Here is an 18,085-nt window from a genome sequence, read left to right as displayed (position 1 = left end):
GCTGTCAGCACGGCGGCTTACGCTGACCGCATGCCGCCGATCGTGATCGACATCCTGCTGGTCGTGATACTCGTCATCGTGCTGATCCAGGGATGGCGGCGGGGGCTTCTGGCGAGCCTCGGGACGATCGCCGGACTCGTGCTCGGAGCGGTCGCGGCATGGTGGCTGGTGCCCGTGGTCTCCCGCTGGGTTCCCGACGCGGCCTGGCGCGGCTGGGCAGCCCTGGGTGTCGCCGTCGGGCTTCTCGTGCTCGGAGCGTCGCTCGGCGGCGCGCTCGGACGGGCGCTGCGCCGGGGAGCGACCCGCATCCGTCTGCGAGGCGTCGACCGTGTGCTGGGCGCGGGGGCGATGACGGTCGTCGCAGCCCTCGTGCTCTCGCTGGTCGGGCAGAGCGTCGCGGCCCTCGGCATCCCCTTCGTCTCCTCGGCGCTCGCCTCCTCCGCCGTGCTGCGCACGATCGACACGATCACGCCCCGCCCCGTCGACGAGGCGTTGGCGCAGGTTCGCTCGAGCGTTCTCGACGACGGTCTCCCGCAGCTGGGTGCGCTCTTCGGAGAGCTCACCGCCCCCACCGAGACGGCGCCGCCCGTCGACCTCGACGATCCGGCGCTGAGCACGGCGGCCCAGTCGGTGGCGCGTATCGCGGGGACGGCGTACTCCTGCGGACGCAACCTCACCGGCAGCGGCTTCGTCGTGGCGCCCGATCGCGTCATGACCAACGCCCACGTGATCGCGGGCGTCGAGCGTCCGATGGTGGAGCTGCCGGGGCGAGCGGCGCGCGAGGGACGCGTCGTGTACGTCGATGCCACGGCGGATCTCGCCCTGATCGCCGTGGACGATCTGGATGCGGCCGCGTTGCCGATCGGCGCCGATCTCGGCCCCGGGGCCGCCGCCGTCGTGCAGGGGTACCCCTACGGCGGCCCGTTCACGATGGGCAGCGCCACCGTGCAGACCGTGGGGGTCGCCTCCGTCCCCGACATCTACGACCAGGGACGCGATCAGCGCGACGTCTACGCGTTGGCGGCGACGGTGCGCCCCGGCAACTCCGGCGGACCGCTGCTGAACGCCGCGGGCGAGGTCGTGGGCATCGTCTTCGCGCGCGCCGACGACGGCTCCGACATCGGCTACGCATCCACCGCGACCGAGCTCGCCCCGGTCGTTGAGGCAGCGCCCACCCTGACGGATGCGGTCGGCTCCGGCGCCTGCGTGCCCTGATCGCTCGCGCGGGTGCGGCGGGCTATGCTGGCCCGACAACGTGAATATCGGCCCCACGACCGGTGCGGGAGAGCCTCGGAGATCTTGTCCGAGCACCGAAGGAGCAAGCCTCCCCGCCAATCTCTCAGGTACGCGTACCGCCCCGGTCGGGCGACTCTGAAAAGCGATCCTCGCGGATCCGCCGACGGTGAAAGATCGCGCTGTGCGTGTTCGAAACTCTCAGGCCCATGACAGAGGGGGAGTTCTCAGGCCCTCGCCTACCCGCATCCACCCGGGAGAACTCATGACCGATCCACGCTCCACCCCGCTCCGAGACCGCCACGAGGCGGCCGGGGCCGCCTTCACCGACTTCGGCGGATGGCTGATGCCCGTGCGCTACGGGTCCGACCTCGCCGAGCACCGCGCGGTGCGCGAGGCCGCGGGGCTCTTCGACATCTCGCACATGGCCGAGTTCCTCGTGACCGGCGCGCACGCGGGGGCGTTCCTCGACTACGCGCTCGCCGCCCGGCACTCGAGCATGCGGCTCGGCAAGGCGAAGTACTCGCTCGTGCTCGCCCCCGACGGAGGAATCGTCGACGACGTCATCGTCTACCGTCTCGCCGACGACTGGTTCATCGTGATCGCCAACGCCGGCAACCACGATGCCGTCGCTGCGGCGCTTGCCGACGCGCGCGCCTCGTTCACGCCGCCCGCTCCCGCGGTGAGCGCCGACGGGTCTTTCGGATTCATCCCGGGTGTCCACGTCACCGTCGAAGACGCCTCCGATGTGACCGCGCTTCTGGCGCTCCAGGGCCCGGCGGCGATCGCCGTGCTTGAAGCGCTGCCGAACCTGGAACTGGCCGAACCGGCGCGCCGCCAGGGAGATGCGCCCACGCCGTGGAGCTTCGACGAGCTCGGCTACTACAGCGTGCGCACCGCGGACTTCGCCGGGGAGTCGGTGCTGATCCTGCGCACCGGCTACACGGGCGAGGACGGCGTCGAGCTGCTGGTACGCGCCGACGCGGCCGCAGAACTGTGGGACGCCCTCCTCGTGGCCGGCGAGCCGTTCGGGCTCGTCCCGGCGGGGCTCGCGGCCCGCGACACCCTGCGCCTCGAGGCGGGGATGCCGCTGTACGGACACGAGCTGACCCGCAACGTGCGGCCGGCGCAGGCGGGCCTCGGACGCGTCGTCGCCGCCGACAAGGACGCCTTCATCGGAAAAGGGGCGACCGAGCCCGCATCCGACGCGCGTGTCCTGGTCGCCCTCGTCTCGGAGGGCAAGCGCGCCGGGCGAGCGGGCTATCCCGTCCTCGACACCGAGGGCGCCGTCGTCGGCGAGATCACGAGCGGCGCGCTCAGCCCGACCCTCGGGCACCCGATCGCCCTCGCCTATGTCGACGGCGAACGGAGCGCGATCGGCACAGACCTGTTCATCGATGTACGCGGCACGCGAATCCCCGCGACCGTGACCGAACCGCCCTTCTACCGGAGGAAGAAATGACCGTCGATCCGACCACGCTGTCCTACACCGCCGAGCACGAGTGGGTGCTCATCGAGGGCGGCGTCGCCACCTTCGGCATCACCGATCACGCCGCCGAGCAGCTCGGCGACGTCGTGTTCGTCGACCTTCCCGCGATCGACGCCCCGGTCGTCGCCGGGCAGGTCTGCGGTGAGATCGAGTCGACCAAGTCGGTCGGCGAGCTGTATGCCCCCCTCAGCGGACGCGTCATCCAGGTCAACGGCGAGGTCGACTCCGACCCCTCGCTCGTGAACGCCGATCCCTACGGCGCGTGGCTCGTGCGCATCGAACTTGACGGCGAGAGCGCGCCCCTGCTCGACCGCGCGGCCTACGAGGCGCTCATCGAGGGCGCCGCGTGAGCGTTGCGTTCACCCAGCGCCACATCGGAACGGATGCGGCCGCGCAGCGGCACATGCTCGACGCGCTCGGCTACGCCAGCGTCGACGAGCTGGTGCGCACGGCGGTTCCCGCATCCATCCACGCGGCGCCGCGCGCGAGCACCAGCATCCCGGACGCCGCGACCGAGGCGGAGGCTCTGGCGGAGCTGCGCGCGCTGGCCGACGCGAACCGTCCGGCGCGGGCGATGATCGGCCTCGGCTACTACGACACCTTCACCCCGGCGGTCATCGCACGCAACGTCTTCGAGAACCCGTCCTGGTACACCGCCTACACGCCGTACCAGCCCGAGATCTCGCAGGGCCGGCTCGAGGCGCTCATCAACTTCCAGACCATGGTGACCGACCTCACCGGGCTCGCAACGGCGGGCGCCTCCATGCTGGATGAGGCGACGGCGGTCGTCGAGGGGATGCTGGTCGCACGCCGCGCCTCGAAGTCCGCCTCCGACGTGTTCCTGGTCGACGCGGACGCGCTTCCCCAGACCAAGGCGCTGCTGCACCACCGCGCTGCCGCCGTCGGCATCGAGATCCGCGAGATCGACACCCGCACCTGGCAGCCGGACGCCGCATCCGCCGCGGTCTTCGGCGCGTTCGTGCAGTACCCGGGCGCGAGCGGCCGCGTGTGGGATCCCACTGAGCTCGTCGCCGCCGTGCAGGCGCAGGGCGGGCTCGTCGTGGTCGCCGCCGACCTGCTCGCGCTCACCCTGCTGCGCTCGCCCGGCTCATTCGGCGCCGACATCGCCGCGGGTACCACGCAGCGCTTCGGCGTACCGCTCGGGTTCGGCGGACCGCACGCGGGCTACCTTGCCGTGCGCGCGGGGCTGGAGCGCCAACTTCCCGGACGCCTGGTCGGCGTCTCGCAGGATGCGGCGGGTCACCCCGCCTACCGACTCGCGCTGCAGACGCGCGAGCAGCACATCCGTCGGGAGAAGGCCACATCCAACATCTGCACCGCGCAGGTGCTGCTGGCCGTCATGGCCGCGATGTACGCGGTCTACCACGGTCCCGAGGGTCTGCGTGCGATCGCCACCGATGTGGCACGGAAGGCTCAGGCGCTCGCCGAGACGCTGCGCGCCGGCGGGCTGGAGGTCGTGCACGACGCGTTCTTCGACACCGTGCGCGTGGTCGTTCCCGGCACCGCCGAGCGCGTGATCGAACGTGCCCGGCGCCTCGGGTACCAGCTGTTCTTCGCGGACGAGGCGACGGTGGGCATCTCGGTCGACGAGACGACCACGGCCGCCGACCTGGCCGCGGTGACCGCCGCGTTCGGCCTGCCCGACGAGACGACGTTCGACGTCGAGGGCGCAGCGCCCCTGGCCGGCGTCGCGGCCGACCTCCACCGCCGCGACGAGTTCCTCACGCATCCCGTCTTCCACGCGCACCGCTCGGAGACGGCGATGATGCGCTACCTCAAGACGCTCGCCGACCGTGATTACGCGCTCGATCGCGGCATGATCCCGCTCGGCTCATGCACCATGAAGCTCAACGCCGCGACCGAGATGGCGGCGGTCTCGTGGCCCGAGTTCTCCCGCGTGCATCCCTTCGCGCCGGAGGCGGATGTGCGAGGGACCCTCGCGCTCATCGAGCAGCTGGAGACCTGGCTCGCCGAGGTCACCGGCTACGACGCGGTCTCGCTGCAGCCGAACGCCGGCTCGCAGGGGGAGTTGGCGGGGCTTCTCGCCATCCGCGGCTACCACCTCGCGAACGACGACGCCCAGCGCACCGTGTGCCTCATCCCGTCGTCCGCGCACGGCACGAACGCCGCATCCGCCGTGCTCGCGGGGATGCGGGTGGTGGTCGTCGCGTGCGACGAGGCCGGCAACGTCGACCTCGACGACCTGCACGCCAAGATCGCGCAGCACGCGGACGAGCTGGGCGCCCTCATGATCACCTATCCGTCCACGCACGGCGTGTACGAGCACGAGGTGCTCGCCATCACGCAGGCGGTGCACGACGCGGGCGGGCAGGTGTACATCGACGGCGCCAACCTCAACGCGCTGCTCGGTTTCGCGCGATTCGGCGACCTCGGCGGCGATGTCTCGCACCTGAACCTGCACAAGACCTTCGCCATCCCGCACGGCGGGGGAGGCCCGGGCGTCGGCCCCGTCGCCGCCAAGGCGCACCTCGCGCCCTACCTCCCGTCGCACCCGCTGGCGCAGCGCGCCGACCACGCGGGCGGCTTCGTGTTCGAGGGCGGTCCGGTCTCGGCAGCGCCGTACGGCTCGGCATCCATCCTTCCCATCTCGTGGGCCTACGTGCGCATGATGGGCGCTGCGGGCCTGGGTGAGGCGACCGGAGCCGCCGTGCTCTCGGCGAACTACATCGCCCACCGCCTGAAGGCGCACTTCCCGGTGCTGTATGCCGGCCAAGCCGGGCTCGTGGCGCACGAGTGCATCCTGGACCTCCGCCCGCTGCGCGAGCGCACCGGGATCACGGTCGACGACGTCGCCAAGCGGCTGATCGACTACGGCTTCCACGCACCGACGATGTCGTTCCCCGTCGCGGGCACGCTCATGGTCGAGCCCACCGAGTCCGAGGACCTCGGCGAGATCGAGCGCTTCATCGAGGCGATGATCCAGATCGCGGCCGAGGCGGAGCAGGTCGGCGCCGGGCGCTGGCCGGCCGCCGACAACCCGTTGGTCAATGCTCCGCACACCGCGCAGTCGGTCATCGGCGGCGAGTGGACGCATCCGTACTCGCGCGAGGAGGCCGTGTATCCCGTGCCGACGCTCGTGCGCACGAAGTACTGGCCGCCCGTGCGCCGAATCGACAACGCCTACGGTGATCGCAATCTCGTGTGCGCCTGCCCGCCCCCGGAGGCCTTCGCCTGACGCGCCAGCGGCTCGTCCCTCCTTGCCCTTCCTGAACCGCGAGACTGCATTTCGAGCACGAGATCACTGGGTTTACCCGTGATCTCGTGCCGAAGATGCAGTCTCGCGGGATGAGGGCCGCGTGCTTGGAGCCGGGGCGGTACGGAAGTAACGGTCAGCGGAGGAGGCGGGCGAGGGCGTGCAGGGCCAGCGCGTCGGGTGCGCGCTCGCGGCGGACACCTGCCGCATCCAGGATCGCGCCGAGCCGCTCGGGCTCGCGGACATCGGCCCATCCCCAGCGGGCGAAGCCGTGGACCCGACGACGGATGCGGTCCTCCCGCCGCTTCTCGTCCTGCACCGCACGGACGGGATCGCCGAAGCGCCCGTCGTACTTGAGGAGGCCATCGGCCTCTCCGACGGCTCCGATGTCGGGCCAGGCGAAGTCGGCGCGGTCGGCGACGGCCGCGCCGCCGCGCACCAGCCACTGCAACTCGGGCGCAGCGAAGCCCAGCCATTCGATGGCCGCGCGACTCAGCGACTCCAGCGTCGTCTCGGCCCTCGGGTCGGCGCGATGAAGCGCCCAGCGCGCGAGTCTGCGGCCTCGGCTCGAGGGCGCGAGCTCATTGTGCGCCACGAGGACCTCGGGGCTGAGATCCGGATGCGCGCGCAGGGTGGCGTCGGCGATGCTCAGACCGAGCGCAGGGTTTCTCACCCGTGCCAGCGCCACGGCGGTCTCGATGGGGCCGGTCGTGAGGATCCCGCCCTCGCCCGTGACCTCCACGCCGCCCCGGCACGTGTGGACGCGGACCCTCTCCGCCTGGCGCGATGTGCCCTCTGCGCCGCGGAGGACATGGACCTCCGCGGCTTCGCCGACGAGTGGGATGCCGCGCAGCGCGGCGGCCGATTCGAGTGCGAAGACTGCATCCGGCATCAGGAGCGCCACGGCGTGCACCCGGGTGAGGTAGCGATCCCAGGGCGGCAGCGTCTGCCACGCGAGCGCCGGGGCGTACACGCCGCGGAGCACGCGTACGATGTCGCCGCGTCGCAGCGCGAGGTCGGGGCGGTGCATGTCGTGCGCGCGCAGCAGCGGCGCGGGAGAGGGCAGCAGCTGAGCGCCGCTGCGCAGCGGAATGGGCTGGGTCATCGCCCCACCGTGCGCGAGTGGACGGCTCCCGGATGCGGCGCTTCCCGCATCCGTGCGCAACACCCCGCACATCCCGGGCTGTGCAGGCCCGGTCGCCGCTGCCCCCGCCCACCCCTGCAGCGGCGCCCCACCACCCCCTGATCCCGCGAGACAGCACTTTCAGCACGAGATCACTGTCATTACCCGTGATCTCGTGCTCGAAATGCAGTCTCGCGGGATGAGAGGGGGGAAGGTGCGGGATCAGAGGGGGGAGGGGGGTTAGAAGATCCCGGGCCAGAGGGATGCCACGAGGGGGTAGCCCACGAAGGCGAACACATCGATGAGGGTGTGGGCGATCACGAGGGGCATCACGCGTCCCCATCGCCGGTAGCACCAGCCGAACACGACGCCCATCGCGAAGTTGCCGACCACCGAACCGACGCCCTGGTAGGCGTGGTACGCGCCCCGCAGGGCCGCTGTCGCGAGGATGATCGACCACCATCCCCATCCGAGACGGCGCAGGCGATCGAAGAGGTAGCCGAGGAAGATGACCTCCTCGGTGAGGCCGGCGCGCGCGGCCGAGAGCAGCAGCAGCGGCACGGTGTACCAGGCCGCATCCAACGGGGAGGCGACGACGCCGACAGTGATGCCCGCGAGGCGACCGGCGACGTAGAGGGCGATCCCGGGTATGCCGATGATGGCGATCAGCGCGACGCCGAGCCCGAGGTCGCCGCCGAAGCGGCGGAAATCGAGGCCGATCCGCCGGAGCGCGTTCTTGCCCGGCTCCCAAAGCAGATAGACGACGAGTGCGACGAGCGCGATCGAGAAGAAGATGTCGAGCAGCTGGTAGAGCGCGTCCCACAGCGCTTCGGCGTCGCGCGCCGGATTCAGCTGCGTCTGCTGCGAGGAGATCGCCTGGTTCTCCTGCAGCGAGCGCTGCAGCGTGCGGATGAAGGAGAGGACCGAGTACAGCGCGGACTTCCCGACCGTCACGGCCAGGACGAGCCAGATCTCCCACCGCATGCGCAACAGGGCGAACCCCGTGGATCGCGGCGGATCGAAGGCCCTCACGGTGCGCCAGAACGGTTCGCGCGCGGACAGGGTCGTCATCCGATCAGCTTGGCATAGCGGATGCGGGCCGAACCCGCTTTCGAAAGCGCTCAGATTGCGCGCATAGGGTGTGTGCGGCTTACGCATACGACCGCGAGCGGCACCACGATCGCTGCGGAGAAGGAGGACGGATGCGGCGTCGCGCGCTCGTGACCACCCTGGCTCTGATCGGTCTGCTGGCGGGCGTGGTGGTCGCCTGCGCGCCCGAGGGGAACCGGGTCCTGCCCGGCTCGTCTCTGACGGTCGCCACGGCGGCGCCCGTGACCTCGCTCAACCCGCTCGTGGTGGGTCAGGACACCGCCGCCGATCGCGATCTCTCGGCGTTGACCTCGGGCAGCTTCTGGCAGCGGGAGGTCGACGGCACCCGCTCGGCGAACGAAGGATTCGGAGACGTCCGGGTACTCTCCAGCGACCCTCTCACCGTCCGCTACACGCTCGACGGCTCGGCGACGTGGTCCGATGGCGCGACGGTCGACGCCGCGGACCTGCTGCTGATGTGGGCCGCGCGCACGACGCACCGCACGGATGCTGCGGGCGAGACGCATTGGGACGCGGGCGCCGGCGCCGGTCAGGGCCTCGACCTCGTCTCAGCGGTGCCCGAGGTCGGCGACGACGGCCGGAGCCTGACCCTGGTGTACGACACTCCCTATGCCGACTGGCAGAGCGCCTTCGACGCGCCGCCCGTCGCGGCCCACGCGCTGGTCGAGCTCGCCTATCCGGGGCGTTACGAGGATCCGGCAGCGGCGAAGACAGCGTTCACCGACGCCGTCGAGGCAGGCGACTTGGACTGGCTCGCGCCCGTCTCCCGCGCCTTCCGCGAGGACTTCCGTCTCGATGGCGACGTCCCGGATGCGGCGCGGGTCACGGCGGGCGCCTATGACATCGCACGCATCGCCGATGACGGCGGGGCGATCGATCTCGTCGCCGCCGATCATCAGAGTGCCGCGCGCATCGAACGCGTGCGGGTGCGCGCGATGGCCGACCCGGCAGAGCGCGTCGCGGCCGTGGCCGGCGGCGAGGCTGATCTGACAGCGGCGGCAGCGGAGGAGAGTCTCGTCGACGCGGCGGGAGCAGCGGGCGGCTCCCGCGTGTCGAGCGGCGAGCCCTTCGACCATCTCGATCTCCAGACTGCGGGCGGGGGAGTGTTCGACCCGGCCTCGTACGGCGGCGATCCGGAGCGCGCGCATCGAGCCCGCGCCGCATTCCTGGACACCGTTCCGCGCCAGAGGATGCTCGACGAACTCGTGCACCCCCTCCTCGCCGATGAGCCCCTGCGCCACGGCATGATCGACGCCACGGAGTCGGAGCCCGCCGCGTCGCCCTCTCCGGCACCGGACGGCACTGCCGGGGAAGCGGCGGATGCGGCCGGGCTGACGGTTCGCGTGCTGTACCCCGCGGGCGACGCGCGCCGTGCCGCGGAGTTCTCCCTCATGTCCGAGTCCGCCTCGCGGGCGGGCGTCACCCTCGTCGACGTCTCCTCGCCGGACTGGGAACGTGTGCTCCGCGAGCAGCCGGATGCGTACGACGCCGCCCTGTTCGCGTGGAGCCCCGACCCCTCGTCCACCGTGGCGGCGGCGACGGTGTTCCACACCGCGGCGGCGCAGAACGTGTACGGCTGGAGCGACGAGACGGTGGACGCGCTGGTCGTGGACGCGTCGTCGAGCCTGGACCGGTCGCGGCGCGATCAGCTGCTGTCCCAACTGGATGACGCCGTGTCCGATGCGGCATGGGCGCTCCCGCTGTTCGCGGTGCCGCAGCTCACCGTGTGGTCCGACGCGCTCGGGGGCCCGCCGGCGCCGGCGTCCGCCGACCGCATCCTCTCCACCTTCGCGAGCTGGCAGCCCGACCGCGGGGCCGCAACCGCTCGCGGGGAGTAGTTCCGGCCGTCCGGCCGCCCATCCTCGGCGGGCTTGAGCAATCTGCTCGGTTCGCCCGGGGGTTCGTTAAGGGTGTGTAACTATTCGCGCGGTCGTTTTGACCAAGCCGTGGCTCGTGCTTAGTGTTTCGGTATCCGCGGCACGATGCCTTCACAGCTCGTCGTGCCTGCATCATCCCTTTCCCAGGAGGAATAGTGAAGCGCAGCAAGATCGCTCTCGCGAGCGTGGCGCTGGCCGGCATCGGGGCACTCGCCCTCGCCGGCTGCGCGAGCGGCGGCTCGGACGAGCCGACCCCTGCCGGTGGCGACGCCGGTGCCATCATCAAGGTCAACGGTTCGGAGCCGGAGAACCCGCTCTTCCCGGCCAACACGAACGAGACCGGCGGCGGCAAGATCGTCGACTCGATCTACGCGGGCCTGGCGTACTACGACGGCGAGGGCAACATCGTCAACGATGTCGCCGACTCGATCACGGTCGACGACGCCAACACCATCACGGTGAAGCTGAAGGAGGGCCAGAAGTTCAGCAACGACGAGGCCGTCACCGCCGACAGCTTCATCAAGGCGTGGAACTACGGCGCGCTGAAGTCGAACGCTCAGAAGAACGCTTCCTGGTTCTCCGACATCGAGGGCTACAGCGAGGAGACCGACTCCGAGCTCACCGGTCTGACCAAGGTCGACGACACGACCTTCACGATCAAGCTCTCCAACCCCGTCGCCGCCGACTTCGTGCAGCGCCTGGGCTACTCGGCGTACTACCCGCTTCCCGAGGTCGCCTTCGAGGACCCCGCCGCGTTCGGTGAGAACCCGATCGGCAACGGTCCGTACAAGCTGGCCGGCGAGGGCGCGTGGCAGCACGACGTCGAGATCAACCTCGTGAAGAACGACGCCTACACCGGTGGCCGCGAGGCCAAGAACGGTGGCCTGGACATCGTCTTCTACGCCAACCTGGACGGCGCCTACGCCGACCTGCAGTCGGGCAACCTCGACGTCCTCGACGCGATCCCCACCAGCGCACAGGCGACCTTCGAGTCCGACCTGGGCGAGCGCGCGGTCAACCAGCCCGCCGCGATCTTCCAGTCGTTCACGATCCCGGAGAGCCTCGAGCACTTCTCGGGCGAAGAGGGCAAGCTGCGTCGCGAGGCGCTGTCGCTCGCGATCGACCGTGACGCGATCACCAAGACCATCTTCAACGGCACGCGTACGCCGGCCAGCGACTTCTCGTCGCCGGTCATCGGTGGATGGTCCGACTCGCTCGAGGGCGCTGACGTGCTCAAGTACAACCAGGACAAGGCGAAGGAGCTGTGGGCCGAGGCCGACAAGATCTCGCCCTGGAGCGGCACGTTCCAGATCGCGTACAACTCCGACGGCGGCCACCAGGCCTGGGTCGACGCGACCACGAACTCGATCAAGAACACGCTCGGCATCGATGCGTCCGGTGCTCCGTTCGTCGACTTCGCTTCGCTGCGCACCGAGGTGACCAACCGCACGATCACCACGGCGTTCCGCACCGGTTGGCAGGCCGACTACCCGGGTCTGTACAACTTCCTGGCCCCGCTGTACCAGACCGGCGCAAGCTCGAACGACGGCGACTACTCGAACCCCGACTTCGACAAGCTGCTCGCGTCCGGCGCCGCTGCTGACAGCGTCGACGCAGCCACGGCCGACTACGAGAAGGCTCAGGAGATCCTGCTCAAGGACCTCCCCGCCATCCCGCTGTGGTACTCGAACGTGAACGGCGGGTACGCTGACACGGTTCAGAACGTCGTGTTCGGCTGGAACTCGGTTCCGCTGTACTACCAGATCACGAAGGGCTGATAGCTCTTCTGATCGCGACCGCGAGGCGGTGACGATCTCGTCACCGCCTCGCGGCCTGTCCAGAGACCTGCGTCCGCGTCACCCGCGCGGCGCCGGTCTCTCGTCGGGCGAGGGGTTCGCGCACCGATCGTGCGAGGATACTCCTCGGCCACTTTCTCGGAGGGAGAGAGGATGCTCGCTTACATCCTCAGACGCATCCTGCAGGTGATCCCGGTCTTCCTGGGATCCACACTGCTCATCTATTTCCTCGTCTTCGCGATGCCGGGAAACCCGATCCTGGCTCTGTTCGGCGACAAGACGCCGAGCCAGTCGGTCATCGACGCACTCGAGGCGCAGTACCACCTGAACGAACCGTTCATCGTGCAGTACTTCTACTACATCACCGGCATCTTCCAGGGAGACCTGGGCAACACGTTCTCGGGCCAATCGGTCAATGACGTCCTCGCCCGAACGCTGCCGGTGACCGGTCGACTGGCGGTGATGGCCATCGCCATCGAGTTCACGCTCGCCATCATCATCGGCACCGTGTCGGCCTTGCGTAAGGGCAAGATCTTCGACAACGTCGCGCTGGTCATCTCGCTGCTGTTCGTCGCGATGCCGATCTTCGTTCTGGCCTTCCTCGCGCAGTACTTCCTGGCCCTGCAGTTCGGCTGGTTCAAGCCGACCGTGGGCGGGAACAACAACTGGGGCGACCTGTGGCTGCCGGCATTGGTGCTGGGGTTCAGCCTCTACGCCACGAGCATGCGACTCATGCGCGGCTCGGTCATCGACACCCTCAACCAGGACTGGGTGCGCACCGCGTACAGCAAGGGACTGCCGCGTCGCCGCGTCATCCCCGTGCATGTGCTGCGCAACTCGCTCATCCCGGTCATCACCAACTCGGCCACCAACTTCGGTGTGCTGCTGGTGGGTGCCACCGTCACCGAGGCGATCTTCAACGTCCCCGGCGTCGGCAACACGCTCTTCCAGGCGACGCTGCGTCATGAGGGCCCGACGATCGTGTCGTTCGTCACCGTCTTCGTGATCATCTACGTTCTCGTCAACCTGGTGATCGACCTGCTCTACGGTCTGCTCGACCCGAGGATCCGCTATGTCAAGTAACTCCGAACTGCCGACGCATTTCGTCGCCGAGGTCAAGGACGCGTCGCTGACGGTCGACGCCGTCCGCATCGCCGACGAGAAGCCCTCCAGCCTCTGGCGGGATGCCTGGCGCGACCTGCGCAAGCGTCCCACCTTCTGGATCTCGCTGGCCGTCGTGGCCTTCATCCTGCTGATGGCCGTGTGGCCGACGCTGTTCACCCAGACCCCGCCGAACGACGACTGCCAGCTGTCCAACAGCAACGGCGGCCCCGCCGCCGGCCACCCGCTCGGGTTCACGTTCCAGGGATGCGACATCTACGCGCGCATCGTGTGGGGATCGCGCACGTCGCTGTCGGTCGGTCTGCTCTCCACCCTCATCGGCTCCTCGATCGGTCTGATCATGGGTGCGCTTGCCGGCTTCTACGGCGGATGGCTCGACTCGCTGCTCTCGCGCGTCGGCGACATCTTCTTCTCGATCCCTTACATCCTGGCTGCCGTCGTCGTGATGAGCGTCTTCGCGGACTTCCGCAACGTCTTCACGCTCGCGATCGCGATCGGTGGATTCTCGTGGGCGTCGACGGCTCGTGTCGTGCGCGCCGAGGTGCTCAGGGTCAGGCAGGCGGACTTCGTGACCGCCTCCCGCGCTCTGGGACAGTCGCGCTTCCGCACGATGCTCTCGCACGTCGTCCCCAACGCGATCGCGCCGCTGCTGGTCATCTCGACCCTGAGCCTGGCCGCGGCGATCGTCGCCGAGGCGACGCTGGCGTTCCTGGGTGTCGGCCTCGGTCCCGAGGTCATGTCATGGGGCCGCGACATCTCCGAGGCGCAGCAGTCGCTGCGTATCGCTCCCATGGCGCTCATCTACCCGTCGATCGCGCTGACGCTCACCGTCCTCGCGTTCATCCTCCTGGGCGAGCTGATCCGCGACGCCCTCGACCCGAGAGCGAGGGCCCGCCGATGAGCGAGAGCGCCGCAACCCCGTTGCTCAGCATCCGCAACCTCCGCGTCGCCTTCGACACCCAGTCGGGCAGCCGTGAGGTGCTCCACGGCGTCAACCTCGACGTGTTCCCCGGCGAGACGGTCGCGATCGTGGGTGAGTCCGGATCGGGCAAGTCCACCACGGCCTCCGCCGTCGTGAACCTGCTCCCCGGCACCGGTCACGTCACCCAGGGCAGCATCACGCTGGACGGGCGAGAGCTGACCGGCCTCAGCCGCACCCAGATGGAGCGTCTGCGCGGTCGCGAGATCGGCTACGTGCCGCAGGACCCGATGTCCAACCTCAACCCGGTCTGGTCGATCGGCTTCCAGGTCAAGGAAGCGATCCGTGCGAACGGCATCGCCACCGGCCGCAATGAGGTCACCCAGCGGGCGATCGAGGTTCTCCAGCAGGCGGGACTCGCGGATGCGGCCAAGCGCCTGCACCAGTACCCGCACCAGTTCTCGGGCGGTATGCGTCAGCGTGCGCTGATCGGAATCGGCCTCGCCGCCGACCCGAAGCTGCTCATCGCCGACGAGCCGACCTCTGCGCTCGACGTGACCGTGCAGCGCGTCATCCTCGACCACATGGCGAAGCTGACGCGGGAGAAGGGCACCTCGGTGCTGCTGATCACGCACGACCTCGGACTCGCTGCAGAGCGCGCCGAGAAGATCATCGTCATGCAGAACGGCGAGATCGTCGAGTCGGGACCGAGCCGCGAGATCCTCCAGAACCCGCTGCACCCCTACACGCAGCGTCTCGTCGCGGCGGCTCCCTCGCTCGCGTCGCAGCGCATCCAGGCGAGCGCGGAGCGTCGGGGCATCGAGACGACCGAGGACATCGAGGGTCTGGCCCCCGCGATCCGCGTGACGGATCTGACCAAGGAGTACAAGATCCGCCAGGGCGGCTTCCGCAGCGAAGCCTTCCGTGCCGTCGACGGGGTCTCGTTCGAGATCCCGCGCGGAAAGACGCTCGCCCTCGTGGGCGAGTCCGGATCAGGAAAGTCCACGGTCGCCAAGATGGTGCTGAAGCTCGAGGACCCGACCGCGGGATCCATCGAGATCGACGGCACCAACATCGCGAGCCTCTCCAACCGGCAGGCCTTTGCGCTTCGCCGGCGGATGCAGCCGGTGTTCCAGGATCCGTACGGCTCTCTCGACCCGCTGCGCAACATCGGTAACACGATCGCCGAGCCGATGGAGATCCACAAGGTCGGCGACGCCGCGTCGCGGCGTGAGCGCGTGCGTGAGCTGCTCGACCAGGTCTCGCTCCCGCAGGAGCTGGCGACCCGCTACCCGAACGAGCTCTCCGGCGGCCAGCGTCAGCGCGTGGCGATCGCCCGTGCGCTCGCGCTCAAGCCTGACATCGTCGTGCTCGACGAGGCGGTGTCCGCGCTCGACGTGCTGGTGCAGGACCAGATCCTGCAGCTGCTCGCGGAGCTGCAGTCCGAGCTCGAGCTGACCTACCTCTTCATCACGCACGACCTCGCGGTCGTGCGTGTGGCCGCCGACATGGTCGCGGTCATGGAGAAGGGGCGCATCGTGGAGCAGGGCACGGTCGACGAGATCTTCGCCAACCCTGCCGAGGAGTACACCCGGCGTCTCCTCGAGGCGATCCCTGGCGCCACGATCCCGCTCGGAGGCGGCAACTGAACCGCACCGTCTATCGGTCGACGTCGGCGACCGTCGGGATCATCATCTCGGCGGTCGCCGCCGCCTTCCTCCTCGGCGACGCACTGATCCGCGCCGGGATCGTCAGCGCGCTCCTGCTCGCGCCCTGGGTCCTGCTCGCGCTGTGGGGCATCTACGTGGGTCTGTTCGCGTCGAGCATCGTCAGCTCCGCCGACGGACTGCGCGTGCAGAACTTCCTGCGCGTCACGCGCATCCCGTTCTCCGCTGTCGCCGATATCCGCATGCGCTATCAGGTCGTGGTCGAGACGACTGAGGGGCGTACGATCACCTGTTACGGCGGACCTGTTTCGGCCCGCAGCGGCTCTCGCCGCGCTGGCGCCGGTGATCGCCCGGCGGCCGGCTCGGCTGACGCGGAGCGTCTCATCGAGGACTGGCGCGCCGCCAGAGCATCGACCGCGGTTCCCGCTTCGGTTCGACGGATGTGGGACCTCCCGGCGCTCGTGTCTGTCATCGCCCTGTTGGTCTGGGCCGGCGTCGCGGTGGCTGTGGTCCAGGCCGGCTGACCGTCTCACCGCCGCCTGCGGTAGACTGAGGGGCCCGGAGTCCCGGGTCACCCTCCCTCACTGCAAGGAAACCTGTATGGCGCGCGCCCTCCGCTCCGATCTGCGTAACGTCGCGATCGTCGCCCACGTCGACCACGGCAAGACGACTCTCGTCGATGCCATGCTCCGTCAGACGGGCTCGTTCGGTGAACACGCGCACGTCGAAGAGCGCGCCATGGACTCCAACGACCTGGAGCGTGAGAAGGGCATCACGATCCTCGCCAAGAACACGGCGATCACGTACAACGGCATCCACACCGACACCCCGATCACGATCAACGTCATCGACACCCCGGGTCACGCCGACTTCGGCGGCGAGGTCGAGCGCGGCCTGTCGATGGTCGACGGCGTCGTGCTGCTCGTCGACGCCTCCGAGGGGCCGCTGCCCCAGACCCGCTTCGTGCTGCGCAAGGCGCTCGAGGCGAAGCTGCCGGTCATCCTGCTCGTGAACAAGACCGACCGCCCCGACGCGCGCATCGCCGAGGTCGAGGAGGAGGCCCACGACCTGCTGCTCGGACTCGCATCCGACCTGCAGGACGACGTGCCCGACCTCGATGTCGACGCGCTGCTGGACGTCCCCGTGGTCTACGCCTCCGGTCGTGCCGGTGCCGCGTCGCGCACGCGTCCCGAGAACGGCTCGCTGCCCGACAACGAAGACCTCGAGCCCCTGTTCGAGGCGATCCTCGAGCACGTGCCGGCGCCGTCCTACGACGACGAGGCGCCGCTGCAGGCGTGGGTGACCAACCTCGACTCCAGCCCGTTCCTCGGTCGTCTCGCTCTTCTGCGCGTCTTCAACGGCACCCTCAAGAAGGGCCAGACCGTCGCCTGGGTGCGCCACGACGGCTCGCACTCGAACGCGCGCGTGACCGAGCTGCTCAAGACGAAGGCGCTCGAGCGCTTCCCGGCCGAGTCCGCCGGCCCCGGCGACATCGTCGCCATCGCGGGCTTCGAGGACATCACGATCGGTGAGACCATCGCCGACCCCGAGGATGTCCGCCCGCTGCCGGCCATCACGGTCGACGATCCCGCCATCTCGATGACGATCGGCACGAACACCTCACCGCTGATGGGCAAGGTCAAGGGGCACAAGCTCACGGCCCGCATGGTGAAGGACCGCCTCGACCGCGAGCTCATCGGAAACGTCTCGCTCAAGGTCGTCGACATCGGCCGCCCCGACGCCTGGGAGGTTCAGGGCCGCGGTGAGCTGGCGCTGGCGATCCTCGTAGAGAACATGCGCCGCGAGGGCTTCGAGCTCACCGTCGGCAAGCCTCAGGTCGTCACCAAGCGCGGCGAGGACGGCAAGCTCAAGGAGCCCTTCGAGCACCTGACGATCGATGCCCCCGAGGAGCACCTCGGCGCGATCACACAGCTCATGGCCGCTCGCAAGGGCCGCATGGACAACATGACGAACCACGGCACCGGCTGGGTGCGCATGGAGTTCATCGTCCCCTCCCGCGGCCTCATCGGCTTCCGCAGCGAGTTCCTCACGATCACGCGCGGCACCGGTATCGCGAACGCGATCTCGCACGGGTACGACGACTGGGCGGGTTCGATCACGACGCGTCAGAACGGCTCGATCGTCGCCGACCGCCAGGGTGTCGTCACGCCCTTCGCGATGATCGCGCTGCAGGAGCGGATGAGCTTCTTCGTGCAGCCGACCGAGGAGGTCTACGAGGGCATGGTCATCGGCGAGAACTCGCGCGCCGACGACATGGACGTCAACATCACCAAGGAGAAGAAGCTGACGAACATGCGTTCGTCGACCTCCGACTCCTTCGAGTCGATGACGCCGCCTCGTGTGCTGACCCTGGAGGAGTCGCTCGAGTTCGCGCGCGACGACGAATGCGTCGAAGTGACCCCCGAGAAGGTGCGCATCCGCAAGGTCGTGCTCGACGCGACCGAGCGCGGCCGCGCCGCATCCCGGCTGAAGCGCCAGGACGCCAACGCCTGA

General features: G+C 69.4%; 13 protein-coding genes and 2 riboswitches. Of the genes, 11 read left to right on the top strand and 2 right to left on the bottom strand.

Annotated elements, in window-relative coordinates:
* Positions 1-30: 30 nt before the first annotated feature.
* From PQV94_RS09910 to gcvP, 4 genes are all read left to right on the top strand, one after another.
* Positions 31-1,215 carry a MarP family serine protease gene (locus PQV94_RS09910; RefSeq protein WP_274285684.1) on the top strand — a complete coding sequence of 395 codons (1,185 nt, stop codon included), beginning with the start codon at positions 31-33 and terminating at the stop codon, positions 1,213-1,215.
* Positions 1,216-1,270: 55 nt separating this feature from the next.
* A riboswitch (glycine riboswitch) is annotated at positions 1,271-1,365 on the top strand.
* A riboswitch (glycine riboswitch) is annotated at positions 1,366-1,459 on the top strand.
* A 39-nt stretch (positions 1,460-1,498) separates the two neighbouring features.
* On the top strand, positions 1,499-2,695 hold the full coding sequence (locus tag PQV94_RS09905) for an aminomethyltransferase family protein (RefSeq protein ID WP_274285683.1): 1,197 nt from the start codon (positions 1,499-1,501) through the stop codon (positions 2,693-2,695).
* A complete protein-coding gene (gcvH, locus tag PQV94_RS09900) occupies positions 2,692-3,072 on the top strand; it encodes a glycine cleavage system protein GcvH (protein ID WP_274285682.1) in 381 nt (126 codons plus the stop codon). The genes PQV94_RS09905 and gcvH overlap by 4 nt, the downstream gene beginning before the upstream one ends.
* Before the next feature lie 53 nt (positions 3,073-3,125).
* Positions 3,126-5,939 (top strand): aminomethyl-transferring glycine dehydrogenase, encoded by a 2,814-nt coding sequence (gene gcvP / locus PQV94_RS09895; protein WP_443192723.1) that lies wholly within the window; start codon positions 3,126-3,128, stop codon positions 5,937-5,939.
* A 154-nt stretch (positions 5,940-6,093) separates the two neighbouring features.
* On the opposite strand, the gene PQV94_RS09890 is transcribed toward gcvP, so the two are convergent.
* Positions 6,094-7,062, bottom strand: a complete 969-nt coding sequence (locus PQV94_RS09890) for a hypothetical protein (protein ID WP_274285680.1) — start codon at positions 7,060-7,062, stop codon at positions 6,094-6,096.
* A 258-nt stretch (positions 7,063-7,320) separates the two neighbouring features.
* Positions 7,321-8,151 (bottom strand): CPBP family intramembrane glutamic endopeptidase, encoded by an 831-nt coding sequence (locus PQV94_RS09885; RefSeq protein ID WP_443192683.1) that lies wholly within the window; start codon positions 8,149-8,151, stop codon positions 7,321-7,323.
* A 131-nt stretch (positions 8,152-8,282) separates the two neighbouring features.
* Here PQV94_RS09885 and PQV94_RS09880 point away from each other — a divergent pair, with 131 nt between their 5' ends.
* The 7 genes from PQV94_RS09880 (at position 8,283) to typA (ending at position 18,085) form a co-directional block, all read left to right on the top strand.
* Positions 8,283-10,028, top strand: coding sequence for an ABC transporter substrate-binding protein (locus PQV94_RS09880; RefSeq protein WP_274285679.1), 1,746 nt, complete (start codon positions 8,283-8,285; stop codon positions 10,026-10,028).
* 194 nt (positions 10,029-10,222) lie between these two features.
* Positions 10,223-11,845 carry a peptide ABC transporter substrate-binding protein gene (locus tag PQV94_RS09875; protein WP_274285678.1) on the top strand — a complete coding sequence of 541 codons (1,623 nt, stop codon included), beginning with the start codon at positions 10,223-10,225 and terminating at the stop codon, positions 11,843-11,845.
* Between the two features lie 171 nt (positions 11,846-12,016).
* Positions 12,017-12,946 carry an ABC transporter permease gene (locus tag PQV94_RS09870; RefSeq protein WP_274285677.1) on the top strand — a complete coding sequence of 310 codons (930 nt, stop codon included), beginning with the start codon at positions 12,017-12,019 and terminating at the stop codon, positions 12,944-12,946.
* On the top strand, positions 12,936-13,886 hold the full coding sequence (locus tag PQV94_RS09865) for an ABC transporter permease (RefSeq protein WP_274285676.1): 951 nt from the start codon (positions 12,936-12,938) through the stop codon (positions 13,884-13,886). Before PQV94_RS09870 ends, PQV94_RS09865 begins: the two co-directional genes overlap by 11 nt.
* Positions 13,883-15,553: a dipeptide ABC transporter ATP-binding protein gene (locus PQV94_RS09860; protein WP_274285675.1), complete on the top strand. Its 1,671-nt coding sequence runs from the start codon at positions 13,883-13,885 to the stop codon at positions 15,551-15,553. The genes PQV94_RS09865 and PQV94_RS09860 overlap by 4 nt, the downstream gene beginning before the upstream one ends.
* Before the next feature lie 155 nt (positions 15,554-15,708).
* Positions 15,709-16,095: a PH domain-containing protein gene (locus tag PQV94_RS09855; RefSeq protein ID WP_274285674.1), complete on the top strand. Its 387-nt coding sequence runs from the start codon at positions 15,709-15,711 to the stop codon at positions 16,093-16,095.
* 76 nt (positions 16,096-16,171) lie between these two features.
* Positions 16,172-18,085, top strand: a complete 1,914-nt coding sequence (gene typA, locus PQV94_RS09850) for a translational GTPase TypA (protein ID WP_274285673.1) — start codon at positions 16,172-16,174, stop codon at positions 18,083-18,085.

This window comes from Microbacterium sp. Clip185 (genome assembly GCF_028743715.1).
Classification (GTDB): domain Bacteria; phylum Actinomycetota; class Actinomycetes; order Actinomycetales; family Microbacteriaceae; genus Microbacterium.
The sequence above is the reverse complement of the archived record's forward strand: the minus strand, read 5'-3'. Positions and strand labels throughout refer to the sequence as shown.

What these genes read in the sequence shown, in the direction of transcription:
- PQV94_RS09910 (WP_274285684.1), top strand. Translation starts at nt 31, where the DNA reads ATGCCGCCGATCGTGATCGACATCCTGCTGGTCGTGATACTCGTCATC.
- PQV94_RS09905 (WP_274285683.1), top strand. Translation starts at nt 1,499, where the DNA reads ATGACCGATCCACGCTCCACCCCGCTCCGAGACCGCCACGAGGCGGCC.
- gcvH (WP_274285682.1), top strand. Translation starts at nt 2,692, where the DNA reads ATGACCGTCGATCCGACCACGCTGTCCTACACCGCCGAGCACGAGTGG.
- gcvP (WP_443192723.1), top strand. Translation starts at nt 3,126, where the DNA reads ATGCTCGACGCGCTCGGCTACGCCAGCGTCGACGAGCTGGTGCGCACG.
- PQV94_RS09890 (WP_274285680.1), bottom strand. Translation starts at nt 7,062, where the DNA reads ATGACCCAGCCCATTCCGCTGCGCAGCGGCGCTCAGCTGCTGCCCTCT.
- PQV94_RS09885 (WP_443192683.1), bottom strand. Translation starts at nt 8,151, where the DNA reads ATGACGACCCTGTCCGCGCGCGAACCGTTCTGGCGCACCGTGAGGGCC.
- PQV94_RS09880 (WP_274285679.1), top strand. Translation starts at nt 8,283, where the DNA reads ATGCGGCGTCGCGCGCTCGTGACCACCCTGGCTCTGATCGGTCTGCTG.
- PQV94_RS09870 (WP_274285677.1), top strand. Translation starts at nt 12,017, where the DNA reads ATGCTCGCTTACATCCTCAGACGCATCCTGCAGGTGATCCCGGTCTTC.
- PQV94_RS09865 (WP_274285676.1), top strand. Translation starts at nt 12,936, where the DNA reads ATGTCAAGTAACTCCGAACTGCCGACGCATTTCGTCGCCGAGGTCAAG.
- PQV94_RS09860 (WP_274285675.1), top strand. Translation starts at nt 13,883, where the DNA reads ATGAGCGAGAGCGCCGCAACCCCGTTGCTCAGCATCCGCAACCTCCGC.
- typA (WP_274285673.1), top strand. Translation starts at nt 16,172, where the DNA reads ATGGCGCGCGCCCTCCGCTCCGATCTGCGTAACGTCGCGATCGTCGCC.